Raw genomic sequence first — 15515 nt, forward strand, 5'->3', positions numbered from 1 at the left:
GAAACGGACGGGGCCGCGATGCGCGGGGCCGAACGGCCCGTGTGCGCGACGCGCCCCGGAATTCAAAAGCGGGGCCGCGCGCATCCAGCGTTGGGCCCCGCAAACGGCTTCCATCATACCATCGCGCGTGCGCCGTCCCGCCCGTCGCCGGGTTTGCCCGGTGCCGGCGTGGCACGATGGACCCGGCTCGACAGCAGCGTCGCGAGCACGATGCACGCGCCGCCCGCCCACTCGCGCGCGGTCGGCAGTTCGTTCGCGAACACCCACGCCGACAGCGCGGTGATCACGATCTCGAACAGCATGATGATCGACGCGCGGTTCGCCGGCACGCGCGCGAGCCCGTATTGCACGAGCAGGTTGTTCACCGCGATCGTCACGCCGATCGCGACGATGATCAGCGCCGCGGTGCCGAACTGGCCGCCCGCCGGCGCGGCCGGCAAGCCCTCGAACAGCGACGCGATCGCGCCGAACACCGCCGCGCCGCCGAACAGCGTCGCCGTGCGCATTTCCGCGCGCATCTCCGGCAGCTCGCGGCTCGCCTTGATCACGAGCACGTTGCTCATCGCGAAACTCAGTCCGGCCGCGAGCCCCGCCCACTCGGCCGGGTTGGCCGGCAGCGGCACGCCGAGCTTCGGCGACCACAGCATCAGCATCGCGCCGCCGATCGACAGCGCCGCCAGCCCCGCGCCGGCCCAGGTCAGCCGCTCGCGCAACAGGAAATGCGCGTAGATCGCGGTCCACGCCGGGGTCAGGTAGAACAGCAGCATCACGCGCAGCACTTCGCCGTGGATCGTGCCCCACACGAAGCCGAGGTTCGTCACGCCGGCCGTGATCGCGATGCCCGGCAGCACCCAGTGCCAGCGCAGCGTCGAAATCGTGCCGTGGCGCACCACGACCACGAACAGGAACGCGACGGCGCTCGTCAGCGCGCTCGCGAGCGTGCCGGTGAGGCCGAGCGACGCGAGGATCCGCAGCGGATACCAGATCAGACCCCATACCGAGGCGCCGATCAGGATGGCCAGCGTCGGCAGGCTGCCGCGTACCGGGTTGTTCATTTGGTTCGATACCCTTTATTCGACCGGCCCGGCCGCCGTTCCGGCGGGCCGTGACCGCATTGCGTCACGCTATAATCGTCCGTTGCGAACCGCGCGCCCGGCGCCCGTTCGCAGCCGCGCGGCCCCTGAGCCGCCCCCTTTCGCCCCAACCAGGCCGCGATGGCCGCTTCGCCCGTGAACCCTCGACTCGACTCGCTCCAGCCCTATCCCTTCGAAAAGCTGCGCGCCCTGTTCAAGGACGTGACGCCCGGTGCCGGTACGCCGTCCGCCAGCCTGAAACCGATCAGCTTCGGCATCGGCGAGCCCAAGCACCCGACCCCGGCGCTGATCCGCGACGCCGTGGTCGCGGCCCTCGACGGCCTCGCGTCGTACCCGGCCACCGCCGGCTCGGACGCGCTGCGCACGTCGATCGCGCACTGGCTCGAACACCGCTACGGGCTGCCGGCGATCGATCCGGCGACGCAGGTGCTGCCGGTGTCCGGGTCGCGCGAGGCGCTGTTCTCGCTCGCGCAGACGGTCATCGACGCACGCCCGACCGAGGACGGCAAGAAGGCGATCGTACTCTGTCCGAATCCTTTCTATCAAATTTACGAAGGCGCGGCGCTGCTGGCCGGTGCCGAACCCTATTTCGCGAACAGCGACCCGGCTCGCAACTTCGCGTGCGACTACGCGGCCGTCCCCGACGAAGTCTGGGCGCGCACGCAACTGCTGTACGTGTGCTCGCCGGGCAACCCGACGGGCGCCGTGCTCACGCTCGACGACTGGCGCGAGCTGTTCGCGCTGTCCGACCGTCACGGCTTCGTGATCGCATCCGACGAGTGCTACTCGGAAATCTATTTCGACGAAGCGGCGCCGCCGCTCGGCGGCCTCGAGGCCGCGCACCGCCTCGGCCGCGGCTTCGAACGCCTCGTGATGCTGTCGAGCCTGTCGAAGCGCTCGAACGTGCCGGGCATGCGCTCGGGCTTCGTCGCCGGCGACGCCGCGCTGCTGAAGAAATTCCTGCTGTACCGCACGTACCACGGCGCCGCGCTGTCGCCGGTCTGGCAGCATGCGAGCATCGCCGCGTGGAACGACGAGGCGCACGTGCGCGAGAACCGCGCACTGTACGTGCAGAAGTTCAATACCGTCACGCCGATGCTGGCCGACGTGATCGACGTGAAACTGCCCGACGCCGCGTTCTACCTGTGGGCCAACGTCGCGCGCACCGGCCTGTCGGACACCGAGTTCGCCCGCCGCCTGTACGCCGACTATAATGTGACGGTTCTGCCCGGCTCGTACCTGGCGCGCGATGCGCACGGCACGAATCCGGGCCGCGATTTCATCCGGATCGCGCTCGTCGCGGGCACCCCCGAATGCGTCGAGGGCGCGCAACGCATCGTCGATTTCTGCCGGGCTCTCGCGCAGTAAGACGTCCATACCGATCAATTCCATTCCTCTCCTGCGAAAACGAACATGTCGCAACAACTTCAGCAAATCATCGATACCGCCTGGGAAAACCGCGCCGAGCTGTCGCCGAAGGCCGCGCCCGCCGAAGTCCGCGAAGCCGTCGCTCACGCGATCGAGCAGCTCGACAAGGGCGCGCTGCGCGTCGCCGAGAAAATCGACGGCAACTGGACCGTGCACCAGTGGCTGAAGAAGGCCGTGCTGCTGTCGTTCCGCCTGGAGGACAACGCACCGATGCCCGCCGGCGGCTACTCGCAGTTCTACGACAAGGTGCCGTCGAAGTTCGCGAACTACACGGCCGAAGACTTCGCCGCGGGCGGCTTCCGCGTCGTGCCGCCGGCCATCGCGCGCCGCGGCTCGTTCATCGCGAAGAACGTCGTGCTGATGCCGTCGTACACGAACATCGGCGCATACGTCGACGAAGGCACGATGGTCGATACGTGGGCAACGGTCGGTTCGTGCGCACAGATCGGCAAGAACGTGCACCTGTCGGGCGGCGTCGGCATCGGCGGCGTGCTCGAGCCGCTGCAGGCGAACCCCGTCATCATCGAAGACAACTGCTTCATCGGCGCGCGCTCGGAAGTCGTCGAAGGCGTGATCGTCGAAGAAAACTCGGTGATCTCGATGGGCGTGTACCTCGGCCAGAGCACGAAGATCTACGATCGCGAAACGGGCGAAGTCAGCTACGGCCGCATCCCGGCCGGCTCGGTCGTCGTCGCCGGCAACCTGCCGTCGAAGGACGGCTCGCACAGCCTGTACTGCGCGGTGATCGTGAAGAAGGTCGACGCGAAGACCCGCGCGAAGGTCGGCCTGAACGAGCTGCTGCGAGGCGACTGATGGCCAAGCCGCGTACCGTGGTCGTCTACGGCATTCCGAACTGCGACACCGTGAAGAAGGCCCGCGTGTGGCTCGACGATCACGGCGTCGAATTCGAGTTCCACGACTTCAAGAAGCTCGGCGTCAGCGCACCGCTCGTCGAGGACTGGCTGAAGGACGTGTCGCTCGACGCGCTCGTGAACAAGCGCGGCACCACGTGGCGCGGCCTGGACGACGCCATGAAGGCCGCCGCGGAAACGAAGTCCGGCGCGGTCGCGCTGATGATCCACAAGCCGTCGGTCATCAAGCGCCCGGTGCTCGTCGTCAACGGCCGCGTGAAATCGCTCGGCTTCGTGGCCGATCAGTACGCAGCGCTGTTCGCCGCCTAGGGCCGCGCGCTGCGCCCGCGGGCGCAGCCCGACGTCTCATCGCTGCCGGCCACCGCGCCGGCATTTTTTATCCAAAGTGGTCCGAACCATGTCCGCCACCCTAGCCCTTACCGAACAGCTGATCGCCCGCGCATCCGTCACGCCCGACGACCAGCATTGCCAGCAGATCATGACCGAGCGCCTCGCCGCGCTCGGCTTCGAATGCGAGACCATCGCGTCGCACGGCGTGACCAACCTGTGGGCCGTCAAGCGCGGCGCCGACGGTCGCGACGGCAAGCTGCTCGCGTTCGCGGGCCACACCGACGTCGTGCCGACCGGCCCGCTCGAACAGTGGACCTCGCCGCCGTTCATCCCGGCCCATCGCGACGGCAAGCTGTACGGCCGCGGCGCGGCCGACATGAAGACGTCGCTCGCCGCATTCGTCGTCGCGTCGGAGGAATTCGTCGCGGCCCACCCCGGCCACCGCGGCGCGATCGCCTTCCTGATCACGAGCGACGAGGAAGGCCCGGCCACCGACGGCACCGTGAAGGTCGTCGAGCTGCTGGAAGCGCGCGGCGAACGGCTCGACTACTGCATCGTCGGCGAGCCGACGTCGACCACCGAACTCGGCGACGTCGTCAAGAACGGCCGCCGCGGCTCGATGTCGGGCGAACTGATCGTCAAGGGCGTGCAAGGCCACATCGCATACCCGCATCTCGCGAAGAACCCGATCCACCTGCTCGCGCCGGCGCTCGCCGAGCTCGCCGCCGAACAGTGGGACGAAGGCAACGAATACTTCCCGCCGACCACGTGGCAGGTGTCGAACCTGCACGCCGGCACCGGCGCGACCAACGTGATCCCCGGCCACGCGGACCTGATGTTCAACTTCCGCTTTTCGACGGCGAGCACCGTCGAGGGCCTGCAGGCACGCGTGCACGCGATCCTGGACAAGCACGGCCTCGAATACACGCTGAAGTGGTCGGTGAGCGGCCTGCCGTTCCTCACGCCGCGCGGCGACCTGTCGAACGCGCTGGAGAACGCGATTCGCGCCGAGACCGGCATCACGACCGAACTGTCGACGACGGGCGGCACGTCCGACGGACGCTTCATCGCGCGCATCTGCCCGCAGGTGATCGAGTTCGGGCCGCCGAACGGCAGCATCCACAAGATCGACGAGCACATCGACCTGCGCTTCGTCGACCCGCTGAAGAACGTGTACCGCCGCGTGCTCGAACAACTGATCGCCTGATGGAGCCTCGCATGACGACACCTTTTGCAACCGTTCGCGACCTGCTGCGCTATGCAGTCACGCGCTTCTCGAAGGCGAAGCTCTCGTTCGGCCATGGCTCGGACAACGCGTACGACGAAGCCGCCTACCTCGTGCTGCATACGCTCGACCTGCCGCTCGACACGCTCGAACCGTTCCTCGATGCGCGCCTGCTGCCCGACGAGATCGCCGCGGTGCTCGCGGTGATCGAGCGGCGCGCGACGGAACGCGTGCCGGCCGCGTATCTCACGCATGAAGCGTGGATGCACGGCCATCGCTTCTACGTCGACGAGCGCGTGATCGTGCCGCGCTCGTTCATCGGCGAACTGCTCGACGACGGGCTGCAGCCGTACGTCGCCGACCCCGAGCAGGTCGGCGCGGTGCTCGAGCTGTGCACCGGCTCGGGCTGCCTCGCGATCCTCGCGGCCAGCGCGTTCCCGAACGCCGAGATCGACGCGGTCGACCTGTCCGACAAGGCCCTCGAAGTCGCCGAAATCAACGTGCGCGACTATGGCCTCGACGACCGCATCGCGCTGCATCGCGGCGACCTGTACGCGCCGCTGCCCGCGTTTCGCGCCGAACCCGATACGCGCTACGACGTGATCCTGACGAATCCGCCGTACGTGAACGCAACGTCGATGGCGGCACTGCCGCCCGAGTACCGGCACGAGCCGGAGATGGCGCTCGCCGGCGGCGACGACGGAATGGACATCGTGCGCCGGATCATCGCCGAAGCGCACAAGTGGCTGCACGACGACGGCGTGCTCGTCGTCGAGATCGGCAACGAGCGCGAGAATGTCGAAGCCGCGTTCGGCGGCCTCGATCTCACGTGGCTGCCCACCAGCGCCGGCGACGACAGCGTATTCCTGATCCAGGCGTCGGACCTGCCGCGCAAGGCCTGACGGCCCCCCGGGACCGAACCGTGCGGTACGGCATACCGCTGCATCGCACGGTTCGGTAAGATGCGCGTAAGCGGCCGCCGCGCCGCACGACTTCAGGAGTCCGTCACGCGCTTATGACCCTCGACTGGCTACACCTCGGCACCCTGATCCTGGCCATCCATGCGCTGGGGATCATCGCGGCATGTCACGCGATCATGAACACCCGCACGTCGCAAGGCGCGATCGCGTGGGCCGTGTCGCTCGCGGCGATGCCGTACCTGACACTCATCCCCTACCTGTTCCTCGGCCGCAGCAAGTTCTCCGGCTACGTCGACGCACGACGCCACGAGATGGAAGCGTTGCGCACGCACACACCGCGCACGCCGTGGCTCGAGGCCGACGCGGCCGACGAGCCGGCCGCCGATGCGATCGGCCGGGCCGCCGTGCTCGCGCTCACGCGGCTCGGCGGCATGCCGTTCGTCGGCGGCAATACGGTGCGCACACTCGTCAACGGCGATGCCACGTTCTCCGCGATCCTGTCGGCGATCGACGAGGCGCGCGACTACGTCGTGGTCCAGTTCTTCATCGTGCGCGACGACGCGCTCGGCCAGATGCTGCGCGACGCGCTGCTCGCCCGCGCCGCGGCCGGCGTGCGCTGCTACCTGCTGTACGACAGCATCGGCAGCTTCGACCTGCCGCACAGCTACGTCGACACACTGCGCCGCGGCGGCGTCGAGGTCCACCCGTTCGCCACCCACCGCAAGTTCGTCAACCGCTTCCAGCTCAACTTCCGCAACCATCGCAAGATCGTCGTCGTCGACGGCAACCGCGCGTTCGTCGGCGGGCACAACGTCGGCGTCGAATATCTCGGCGCGAACCGGCGCCTGTCGCCATGGCGCGACACTCACATCGAGATACGCGGCCCGGTCGTCGCCAGCATTCAGTACGTGTTCGCCGAAGACTGGCACTGGGCGACACAGACGCTGCCGCCGCTCGCCGCACCGCCGGCGGCACTGCCCGACGACGCGATGCACTGCCTCGCGGTGCCGATGGGGCCCGCCGACAAGCAGGAAACCGGATCGCTGTTCTTCGTCGAGGCGATCAACGCGGCACGCGAACGGGTCTGGATCACGACGCCGTACCTCGTGCCCGACGAAGCGGTGATCGCCGCGCTGAAGCTCGCGGTGATGCGCGGCGTCGACGTACGCATCCTGATCCCGAGCCGGCGCGACCACTACGTCGTGTTCGAGGCGTCGAAGCTCTACGCGCGCGATCTCGTCGATGCCGGCGTGAAGGTGTTCCGCTACCGGCCGGGCTTCCTGCACCAGAAAGTGGTGCTGATCGATCGCGTGGCGGCCGCAATCGGCAGCGCGAACCTCGACAATCGCTCGTTCCGGCTCAATTTCGAGATCATGGTGCTGACCGTGGATCGCACCTTCGCCGGCGAGGTCGAGGCAATGCTCGATACCGACTTCGCGCAGGCCTACGAGGTCGATGCGAGCGAGTATCGGACATCGCCGGCGTGGCGGCGCATCGCGATGCACGTCGCGCGCCTGTTCGCGCCGATCCTGTAGCGAGTAGCGAGTGCACGAACGCCGCCGCCGGCGACAAGCACGACGGTACGGCGACGCGCTCCCGGCGTTCCCTGCCCTGCTCGCCCCGCGGCAACGCGCAGCCCGGCCGGCCCGCCCGCCGCCTCATGCGGTTACAGCAGCTTGTCGATATCCGCGGCGATTTCTTCGGGCTTCGTCGACGGCGCGTAGCGTTTGACGATGCGCCCGTCGCGGTCGACCAGGAATTTCGTGAAATTCCACTTGATCGCCTTCAGGCCCAGGATGCCCGGCGCTTCGCCGGTCAGATAGCGGTACAGCGGATGCGCGTGATCGCCCTTCACGTCGATCTTCGCGAACATCGGAAACGTGACGCCGTAGTTGCGCTCGCAGAACGCGCCGATCTGCGTGGCGTCGCCCGGCTCCTGCTTGCCGAACTGGTTGCACGGAAAGCCGAGCACGAAGAAGCCGCGGGCTGCGTACTGGTCGTACAGCTTCTGCAGCCCCGCGTACTGCGGCGTGAAACCGCACTCGCTCGCGGTGTTGACGATCAGCAGCACCTTGCCGCGGTACGCATCGAGCGAGGCCGGCTGGCCGGCAAGCGTCTCTGCGCTGAACGAATACAGGGTGGACATCGGGCACTCCTTTTACGAAACCGGATCGACGTGGAGTCTAGGCGAAATCGCGCCGTTGCGGCATCCGCCGAGTAGCCGATGCCCGGGGCGAGTCGCGCGCAGTCTAGAATAGCGGTTTTGGCCAGTCATTCACGCCGTGATCCGTTTCAATCAGTTCAGCCTTGCGCGCGGCACCAAGCCGCTGTTCGAGTCGGCCTCGTTCGTCCTCAATCCCGGCGAGAAAGCCGGCCTGATCGGTGCGAACGGCGCCGGCAAATCGACGCTGTTCTCGGTCCTGCGCGGCGAGCTGCATTCCGACGCCGGCGATTTCTCGATGCCGCCGTCGTGGCGGATCGCCCATGTGTCGCAGGAAACGCCCGCCGTCGACCGCTCCGCGCTCGACTACACGCTCGACGGCGACACCGCGCTGCGCGAGATCGAAGCGCGCATCGCCGCCGCATCGGCCGCGCATGACGGCGCAGCCGAAGCCGACGCGCACGCGGCTTTCGCCGACGCCGACGGTTATACCGCGCCCGCGCGCGCCGAGGCGCTGCTGCTCGGCCTCGGCTTCACCCTCGCGCAGACGCGCGAATCCGTGGCCAGCTTCTCCGGCGGCTGGCGCATGCGCCTGAACCTCGCGCAGGCGCTGATGTGCCGCTCCGACCTGCTGCTGCTCGACGAACCGACCAACCACCTCGACCTCGACGCAATCGTCTGGCTCGAAGACTGGCTGCACCGTTACGCCGGCACGCTCGTCGTGATTTCGCACGACCGCGAATTCCTCGATTCGATCTGCAACGTCACGCTGCACCTGGAAAATCGTCAGGTGAAGCGCTACGGCGGCAATTACTCGCAGTTCGAAGTGCTGCGCGCGCAGCAGCTGGCGCTGCAGCAAAGCGCATACGAAAAGCAGCAAAAGACGATCGAGCATCTGCAAAGCTTCGTCGACCGCTTCAAGGCCAAGGCGACCAAGGCCAAGCAGGCGCAAAGCCGGATGAAGGCGCTCGAAAAAATGGAGCTGATCGCGCCCGCGCACATCGCGTCGCCGTTCACGTTCGAATTCCGCACGCCCGATGCCGCGCCGAACCCGATGATGGTGATGGAGGATGTCCGCTGCGGCTACCATGCCGACGACGGCGCGGACATCCCGATCGTCGAACGCGTGGCGCTGTCGATCCAGAACGGCCAGCGCATCGGGCTGCTCGGCGCGAACGGCCAGGGCAAGTCGACGCTGATCAAGACGCTGGCCGGCACGCTCGCGCCGCTGTCGGGCCACGTGCGCGACGGCAAGGGGCTGACGATCGGCTATTTCGCGCAGCACCAGCTCGAAACGCTGCGCGAGGACGATTCGCCGCTCGCGCATCTGGCGCGGCTTGCGCCGGACACGCGCGAGCAGGAACTGCGCGACTTCCTCGGCGGCTTCAATTTCTCGGGCGACATGGCGACGAGCCCCGTCGGCCCGTTCTCCGGCGGCGAGAAGGCACGGCTCGCGCTGGCGCTGATCATCTGGCAGAAGCCGAACCTGCTGCTGCTCGACGAACCGACGAACCACCTCGATCTCGAAACGCGTCACGCGCTGACGATGGCGCTCGCGCAGTTCGAAGGCACGCTGATCCTGGTATCGCACGACCGCCACCTGCTGCGCGCGACGACCGACCAGTTCATGCTCGTCGCGAAACACCGGTTGCAACCGTTCGACGGCGACCTCGACGACTACCGCGACTGGCTGCTGCAGCACGCGGCCGAACAGCGCGCGGCCGCCAAGGCCGACAGCGCGGCGGCGGCGGGCGCGGATCCGGGCGTCAACCGCAAGGATCAGAAACGTCAGGCGGCCGAAGAGCGCCAGCGGCTGTCGCAACTGAAGAGGCCGCTGCAGAACCGCATCACGAAGCTCGAGAAGGAAATGGAAACGCTGCACGCGGAGAAGGCGCGCCTCGACGCGTTCGTCGCCGATCCGGCGAGCTACGAGGCCGCGCGCAAGACCGAACTGACCGAAGCGATCCGCAAGCTCGGGGAAGTCAACGCACGGCTCGAAACCGTCGAGGCGGACTGGCTCGCGTTGCAGGAAGAACTCGAGCAGATCGGCTGAGGCCGGACACGGCCCGGCGGCCACTCGCCGGGGCCGCCGCCAGCAGCACCGCGCAAGCGGCATTTCAGCGAGCGACGAGCCGGCTCCGGGCCCGTAAACGACAAAGCCGGGCACCCTGGCCCGGCCGCTTGGTCGGCATTTCGCCGTGCTCTGCCCGCTCAACGCCGCGGCAACGTATCGCGCGGCATCTGCTCGTCGTCGCCCATCAGGTGACGCCGCCCTTCGGTCGGCCGGCGAATCGCCGCGGCGACTTCCGCTTCCGTCACGTCCTCGGAGACGACGCGGCGCGCGAGGCGCCCTTCGTCATCGATCCATTCGACGATCCGGCATCCTCCGCCCCACGGGTGGACGATCGGCTCCGACACGCGGCAGCCGCGCAGGTTGTAAAGGCGTCCGCTCGGCGCTTCCCCATACTGTTTCAACATAGGTTCCCTTCGCATTGCGCGGTTCGACAATCCGGCAAAGGATAGGGAAAAGCAATGTCCGGCGGGTTACAGAAGCCTACATATTCTTTACACAGAATTACGCGACAGATCACCGCGGGCCGGTGTGCGATGGCGCCGGCCACGTGCGCTCATTCGAGATCGCGCACGCTGTCGATCGCCTGTTCGAGCCGCTCGACGGCCATCACCTTCAGCCCTTCGATCGCCTGCTTCGGCGCATTCGCCTTCGGAATCAGTGCAATCGTGAAGCCGAGCTTCGCGGCCTCGCGCAAGCGCTCCTGCCCGCGCGGGGATGGCCGGATTTCACCGGCCAGCCCGACTTCGCCGAACACGATCAACCCCTTCGGCAGCGCCTTGTTGCGCATCGACGAGTGGATCGCGAGCAGCACCGCGAGGTCGGCGGCCGGCTCCGTGATCTTCACGCCGCCGACCGCGTTGAGAAACACGTCCTGGTCGAAGCACGCGATGCCCGCATGACGGTGCAGCACCGCGAGCAGCATCGCGAGCCGGTTCTGCTCGAGGCCGACCGCGAGCCGGCGCGGATTCGGCACGTGGGCCGTGTCGACGAGCGCCTGGACCTCGACCAGCAGCGGCCGCGTGCCTTCCTGCGTGACAAGCACGCACGAGCCCGGCACGACTTGCTCATGCTGCGACAGGAAAAGCGCGGAAGGATTCGCGACGCCGCGCAGCCCACGCTCGGTCATCGCGAACACGCCGAGTTCGTTGACCGCGCCGAAGCGGTTCTTGAACGCGCGCACGAGCCGGAACGACGAATGGGTGTCGCCCTCGAAGTACAGCACCGTGTCGACGATGTGCTCGAGCACGCGCGGACCGGCAAGGTTGCCCTCCTTCGTCACGTGCCCGACCATGATGATCGCGGTGCCGGACTGCTTCGCGATGCGCGTGAGCTGCGCCGCGCATTCGCGCACCTGCGCGACCGAACCGGGCGCCGACGTCAGCGCCTCCGAATAGACGGTCTGGATCGAGTCGATGACGGCGACGTCCGGCCGTTCGGCATCGATCGCCGCCTGGATCTTCTCGAGCTGGATCTCGGCGAGCAGCTTCAGCTCGGCCGCCGGCGCGCCGCCGTCGAGCAGCGCGAGCCGTTGCGCGCGCAACGCGATCTGCGCGGCCGATTCCTCGCCACTGATATAGAGGGCGCGCCGCTCGCTCGCGATGTCCGCGAGCGACTGCAGCAGCAGCGTCGACTTGCCGATGCCGGGATCGCCGCCGATCAGCACGACGCCGCCCGGCACCAGCCCGCCGCCGAGCACGCGGTCGAATTCGCCGATCCCCGTCGTGAAACGCGGCACGTCGGCCGCCTCGATGTCGACCAGACGCTGCACGGGCGCGCGCTTCGCGAGCGACTGGAAGCGATGGGCCGCCGGCGACTCGGCAACCGATTCGACGAGCGTGTTCCAGGCCTGGCACGACGGGCATTGCCCCTGCCACTTCGGTGTTTGTCCGCCGCACTCGCTGCAGACGTAGACGGTTTTCTGTTTGGCCACGCGCGACGCCCTTATTCCGCGCGCACCGGTACGCGGGCGGCGACCGCGCACATCAGTTCATAGCCGATGGTCCCGCAATGGCGCGCGACGTCGTCGATCGGCAGCGCGTTGCCCCACAGTTCGACCCGCGCACCGACGCCGGCCTGCGGGCACGGCGTCAGGTCGACGGTAATCATGTCCATCGACACGCGACCGACGATCCGCGTACGAATGCCGTCGACGATCACGGGCGTGCCTTCGGGCGCGACGCGCGGATAGCCGTCCGCATAGCCGCACGCGACGACGCCGATGCGCATTTGCGCTTGCGCGGAGAACGTCGAGCCATAGCCGATCGCCTGGCCCTTCGCGATCGTCTGCACCGCGATCAGCTCGGACGTCAGCGTCATCGTGGGCTTCAGCCCGGTATCGGCGATATCGGCCGACAGCCCCGACGGCGATGCGCCGTACAGCATGATCCCCGGGCGCACCCAGTCGAAGTGCGTATCCGGGTGCCACAGCACGGCCGCCGAATTCGCAAGGCTGCGCGCACCGGCAATGCTTTGCGCGCCGCGCTCGAACGTCGCGAGCTGCGCGGCGACGCCGCGCTCGGTATCGGCATCCGAAAAATGGGTCATCAACGTGATCTGGCCGATGCCGGGACACGCGCGCGCGCGTTCCCACGCGGCACGGTATTTTTCCGGCACGTAGCCGAGCCGGTTCATCCCGCTGTTCATCTTGAGCTGCACGTTGACGGGCTTCGACAGCCGCGCCGTCTCCAGCATCCGCATCTGCTCGTCGTTGTGAACGGTCGTCGTCAGGCTGTAGCGGTCGATCACGTCGATGTCGGTCGAACGGAAGAACCCTTCGAGCAGCAAAACCGGACCGGCCCAGCCGAGCTCGCGCAGCTTCACGGCCTCGTCGAGGTCGAGCAGGCCGAAGCCGTCGGTGCCGCGCAGGCCGGGAAACGCGCGTGCGAGACCGTGGCCGTACGCATTGGCCTTGACGACCGCCCAGACCTTGGACGGGCCGGCAAATCGGCGGACGACGGAGAGATTGTTCGCGAGAGCGGCGGTATGGATGGTGGCGGAGATCGGGCGCGGCATGGGAAATTTACGTAAAGACGCTTGCGAATCATCAGCTTACCGCGCCTTTTGAGCACCGAAGCCGACAATTTGCGGAACGATCGGGGAATCTTGCTAGTCCGAATTGCCGTATTTTCGTGTTATAAAGCCGTGCGCACAACCCATTTCGAACGGAATAAGCCGATCGCATACCAGGCGGCCTACGCGGCCCTGCCGCAGCGACGAAAGCATCGCATCAGATGAAAAAAGGTTTTTACACCATCATGGCCGCGCAGTTTTTCTCGTCGTTGGCCGACAATGCGCTCCTCATCGCCGCCATCGCCCTGCTGAAAGACTTACACGCCCCCAACTGGATGACACCGCTGCTCAAGCTGTTCTTCGTGTTGTCCTATGTGGTGCTGGCGGCGTATGTCGGTGCGTTCGCCGATTCCCGCCCGAAGGGCCGCGTGATGTTCATCACCAACACGATCAAGGTGGTCGGCTGCATGATCATGCTGTTCGGCGCCCACCCGCTGATCGCGTACGGCATCGTCGGGTTCGGCGCCGCGGCCTACTCGCCCGCGAAATACGGCATTCTGACCGAACTGCTGCCGGCCGACCGGCTCGTCGCCGCGAACGGCTGGATCGAAGGTACGACCGTCAGCTCGATCATTCTCGGCACCGTGCTCGGCGGCGCGCTGATCAGCCCGCACATCGCGTCGCACGTGATCGCGCACACTCCCGCCTGGATCGGCACGCCCGCCGAAGCGGCGATGGCGATCATCATGGCGATCTACGTGATCGCCGCGATCTTCAACCTGCGGATTCCCGACACCGGCGCGCGCTACCCGAAACAGGAGCGCGGCCCGGTCAAGCTCCTCACCGATTTCGCCGACTGTTTCATGGTGCTCTGGCGCGACAAGCTCGGCCAGATCTCGCTCGCCGTCACCACGCTGTTCTGGGGCGCGGGCGCGACGCTGCAGTTCATCGTGCTGAAGTGGGCCGAAGTGTCGCTCAACATGTCGCTGTCCGAAGGCGCGATCCTGCAGGCCGTGGTGGCGGTCGGCGTCGCGGGCGGCGCGATCGCGGCCGCCGCGCGCATCCCGCTGAAGAAGTCGCTCACCGTGCTGCCCGTCGGCATCATCATGGGCATCGCCGTCATGCTGATGGCGTTCTATACGCGCAACCTGTTCCCGTCGCACTGGGCGCTGCACTTCGGCCACCTGCGGCTGCCGGTGTACCTGATGGTCGCGTACCTGTTCCTGATCGCCGTCGGCGCGCTGTCCGGCTATTTCGTGGTTCCGATGAATGCGCTGCTGCAGCATCGCGGCCACGTGCTGCTGTCGGCCGGCCACTCGATCGCGGTTCAAAACTTCAACGAGAACCTGTCGGTGCTCGTGATGCTGTGCCTGTACGCGGTGCTGGTCTGGCTCGACGTGCCGGTCGGCGTCGTGATCGTGCTGTTCGGCACGTTCGTGTGCCTGACGATGTGGCTCGTGATGCGCCGCCACCAGGCGAACCAGCGTCAGTTCGATTCGGTCGCGCTGATCGGCGAATCGCGGCACTGACGCTACACTTCCCGTTTCCGTCCGTCGGCGCCGGTCTTCGAACCGGCGCCTTGCCATCATGACGCACCCGATACCCAACGTCCTGACGATCGCCGGCTCCGACTCGGGCGGCGGCGCAGGCATCCAGGCCGATCTGAAGACGTTTTCCGCGCTCGGCGCGTACGGCGCGAGCGTGATCACCGCGCTGACCGCGCAGAACACGCGCGGCGTGACCGGCGTCCACGCGCCGGACGCGTCGTTCGTCACCGCGCAGCTCGACGCCGTGTTCGACGACATCCGCATCGACGCGGTCAAGATCGGCATGCTCGCGAACGCGGCGATCGTGCACGCGGTCGCCGACGCGCTGCGGCGTCATGCACCGCGCTTCGTCGTGCTCGATACGGTGATGATCTCGAAGAGTTCGCATGCGCTGCTCGCGCCCGACGCGGTCGACGCGCTGCGCGACGTCCTGCTGCCGCTCGCAACCGTCGTCACGCCGAACCTGCCCGAAGCGGCCGCGCTGCTCGGCGACGCACCCGCGACGACCGAAGACGACATGGTGCGGCAAGGCCGCGCGCTGCTGAAGACCGGTGCACGCGCCGTGCTGATGAAAGGCGGCCACCTGCCCGATGCGGCCGCGAGCCCCGACTGGCTCGTCGATGCGGCGCATGACGTCCGGCTCGACGGCACACGCGTGCCCGTCAGCAATACGCACGGCACGGGCTGCACGCTGTCGTCGGCAATCGCGGCGCTGCTGCCGCAACAACCCGATCTCGTCAGCGCGGTACGCGAAGCGAAGGCCTATCTGACCGGCGCGATCGCCGCGAGCGGCCGGCTCGACGTCGGCCACGGCGTCGGCCCCGTCCATCACTTTCATCGCTGGTGGTAAGCGCC

General features: G+C 67.4%; 14 protein-coding genes. 9 read left to right on the forward strand and 5 right to left on the reverse strand.

Features of this window, described 5'->3' with window-relative positions:
• Positions 1-113: 113 nt before the first annotated feature.
• Positions 114-1055 (reverse strand): DMT family transporter, encoded by a 942-nt coding sequence (locus tag BME24068_RS14570; protein WP_174926511.1) that lies wholly within the window; start codon positions 1053-1055, stop codon positions 114-116.
• A gap of 159 nt (positions 1056-1214) precedes the next feature.
• Between BME24068_RS14570 and dapC the strand changes: the two genes are divergently transcribed.
• From dapC to cls, 6 genes are all read left to right on the forward strand, one after another.
• A complete protein-coding gene (gene dapC, locus BME24068_RS14575; RefSeq protein ID WP_174926512.1) occupies positions 1215-2462 on the forward strand; it encodes a succinyldiaminopimelate transaminase in 1248 nt (415 codons plus the stop codon).
• A gap of 45 nt (positions 2463-2507) precedes the next feature.
• The gene (dapD, locus tag BME24068_RS14580; RefSeq protein WP_009695700.1) at positions 2508-3335 is read left to right on the forward strand and encodes a 2,3,4,5-tetrahydropyridine-2,6-dicarboxylate N-succinyltransferase; all 828 of its coding nucleotides are present in this window, start codon (positions 2508-2510) and stop codon (positions 3333-3335) included.
• Positions 3335-3703 (forward strand): ArsC family reductase, encoded by a 369-nt coding sequence (locus BME24068_RS14585; protein WP_044847939.1) that lies wholly within the window; start codon positions 3335-3337, stop codon positions 3701-3703. Before dapD ends, BME24068_RS14585 begins: the two co-directional genes overlap by 1 nt.
• An 88-nt stretch (positions 3704-3791) precedes the next feature.
• The gene (gene dapE / locus BME24068_RS14590) at positions 3792-4931 is read left to right on the forward strand and encodes a succinyl-diaminopimelate desuccinylase (RefSeq protein WP_096507321.1); all 1140 of its coding nucleotides are present in this window, start codon (positions 3792-3794) and stop codon (positions 4929-4931) included.
• 11 nt (positions 4932-4942) lie between these two features.
• A complete protein-coding gene (gene prmB / locus BME24068_RS14595) occupies positions 4943-5851 on the forward strand; it encodes a 50S ribosomal protein L3 N(5)-glutamine methyltransferase (protein WP_096507320.1) in 909 nt (302 codons plus the stop codon).
• 113 nt (positions 5852-5964) lie between these two features.
• Entirely contained in the window at positions 5965-7404 is a 1440-nt protein-coding gene (gene cls, locus BME24068_RS14600; RefSeq protein ID WP_174926513.1) for a cardiolipin synthase, read from the forward strand.
• A gap of 131 nt (positions 7405-7535) precedes the next feature.
• Here the strand turns inward: cls and BME24068_RS14605 are convergent, their stop codons facing one another.
• Complete coding sequence (locus BME24068_RS14605) at positions 7536-8015, reverse strand: glutathione peroxidase (RefSeq protein ID WP_096507318.1); 480 nt, start codon at positions 8013-8015, stop codon at positions 7536-7538.
• Between the two features lie 136 nt (positions 8016-8151).
• On the opposite strand from BME24068_RS14605, the gene BME24068_RS14610 reads away from it, so the two are divergent.
• Positions 8152-10083 (forward strand): ATP-binding cassette domain-containing protein, encoded by a 1932-nt coding sequence (locus tag BME24068_RS14610; RefSeq protein WP_096507317.1) that lies wholly within the window; start codon positions 8152-8154, stop codon positions 10081-10083.
• A 158-nt stretch (positions 10084-10241) separates the two neighbouring features.
• On the opposite strand, the gene BME24068_RS14615 is transcribed toward BME24068_RS14610, so the two are convergent.
• From BME24068_RS14615 to alr, 3 genes are all read right to left on the reverse strand, one after another.
• Positions 10242-10508: a DUF2866 domain-containing protein gene (locus tag BME24068_RS14615; RefSeq protein ID WP_096507316.1), complete on the reverse strand. Its 267-nt coding sequence runs from the start codon at positions 10506-10508 to the stop codon at positions 10242-10244.
• A 149-nt stretch (positions 10509-10657) separates the two neighbouring features.
• Entirely contained in the window at positions 10658-12034 is a 1377-nt protein-coding gene (gene radA, locus BME24068_RS14620; RefSeq protein WP_096507315.1) for a DNA repair protein RadA, read from the reverse strand.
• A gap of 11 nt (positions 12035-12045) precedes the next feature.
• Positions 12046-13116, reverse strand: a complete 1071-nt coding sequence (gene alr, locus BME24068_RS14625; RefSeq protein WP_096507314.1) for an alanine racemase — start codon at positions 13114-13116, stop codon at positions 12046-12048.
• A gap of 218 nt (positions 13117-13334) precedes the next feature.
• Here alr and lplT point away from each other — a divergent pair, with 218 nt between their 5' ends.
• Positions 13335-14642 (forward strand): lysophospholipid transporter LplT, encoded by a 1308-nt coding sequence (gene lplT, locus BME24068_RS14630; protein ID WP_096507313.1) that lies wholly within the window; start codon positions 13335-13337, stop codon positions 14640-14642.
• A 58-nt stretch (positions 14643-14700) separates the two neighbouring features.
• Positions 14701-15510, forward strand: a complete 810-nt coding sequence (gene thiD, locus BME24068_RS14635) for a bifunctional hydroxymethylpyrimidine kinase/phosphomethylpyrimidine kinase (RefSeq protein WP_174926514.1) — start codon at positions 14701-14703, stop codon at positions 15508-15510.
• Positions 15511-15515: the final 5 nt, after the last annotated feature.

The sequence above is a fragment of the Burkholderia anthina genome (genome assembly GCF_902498995.1).
Taxonomy (GTDB): domain Bacteria; phylum Pseudomonadota; class Gammaproteobacteria; order Burkholderiales; family Burkholderiaceae; genus Burkholderia; species Burkholderia anthina.

Excerpts from the sequence above, each read along its gene's own strand:
- dapC (WP_174926512.1), top strand. The coding sequence starts at position 1,215 with ATGGCCGCTTCGCCCGTGAACCCTCGACTCGACTCGCTCCAGCCCTAT.
- dapD (WP_009695700.1), top strand. The coding sequence starts at position 2,508 with ATGTCGCAACAACTTCAGCAAATCATCGATACCGCCTGGGAAAACCGC.
- BME24068_RS14605 (WP_096507318.1), bottom strand. The coding sequence starts at position 8,015 with ATGTCCACCCTGTATTCGTTCAGCGCAGAGACGCTTGCCGGCCAGCCG.
- BME24068_RS14615 (WP_096507316.1), bottom strand. The coding sequence starts at position 10,508 with ATGTTGAAACAGTATGGGGAAGCGCCGAGCGGACGCCTTTACAACCTG.
- prmB (WP_096507320.1), top strand. The coding sequence starts at position 4,943 with ATGACGACACCTTTTGCAACCGTTCGCGACCTGCTGCGCTATGCAGTC.
- alr (WP_096507314.1), bottom strand. The coding sequence starts at position 13,116 with ATGCCGCGCCCGATCTCCGCCACCATCCATACCGCCGCTCTCGCGAAC.
- dapE (WP_096507321.1), top strand. The coding sequence starts at position 3,792 with ATGTCCGCCACCCTAGCCCTTACCGAACAGCTGATCGCCCGCGCATCC.
- cls (WP_174926513.1), top strand. The coding sequence starts at position 5,965 with ATGACCCTCGACTGGCTACACCTCGGCACCCTGATCCTGGCCATCCAT.
- thiD (WP_174926514.1), top strand. The coding sequence starts at position 14,701 with ATGACGCACCCGATACCCAACGTCCTGACGATCGCCGGCTCCGACTCG.
- BME24068_RS14570 (WP_174926511.1), bottom strand. The coding sequence starts at position 1,055 with ATGAACAACCCGGTACGCGGCAGCCTGCCGACGCTGGCCATCCTGATC.
- lplT (WP_096507313.1), top strand. The coding sequence starts at position 13,335 with ATGAAAAAAGGTTTTTACACCATCATGGCCGCGCAGTTTTTCTCGTCG.
- BME24068_RS14585 (WP_044847939.1), top strand. The coding sequence starts at position 3,335 with ATGGCCAAGCCGCGTACCGTGGTCGTCTACGGCATTCCGAACTGCGAC.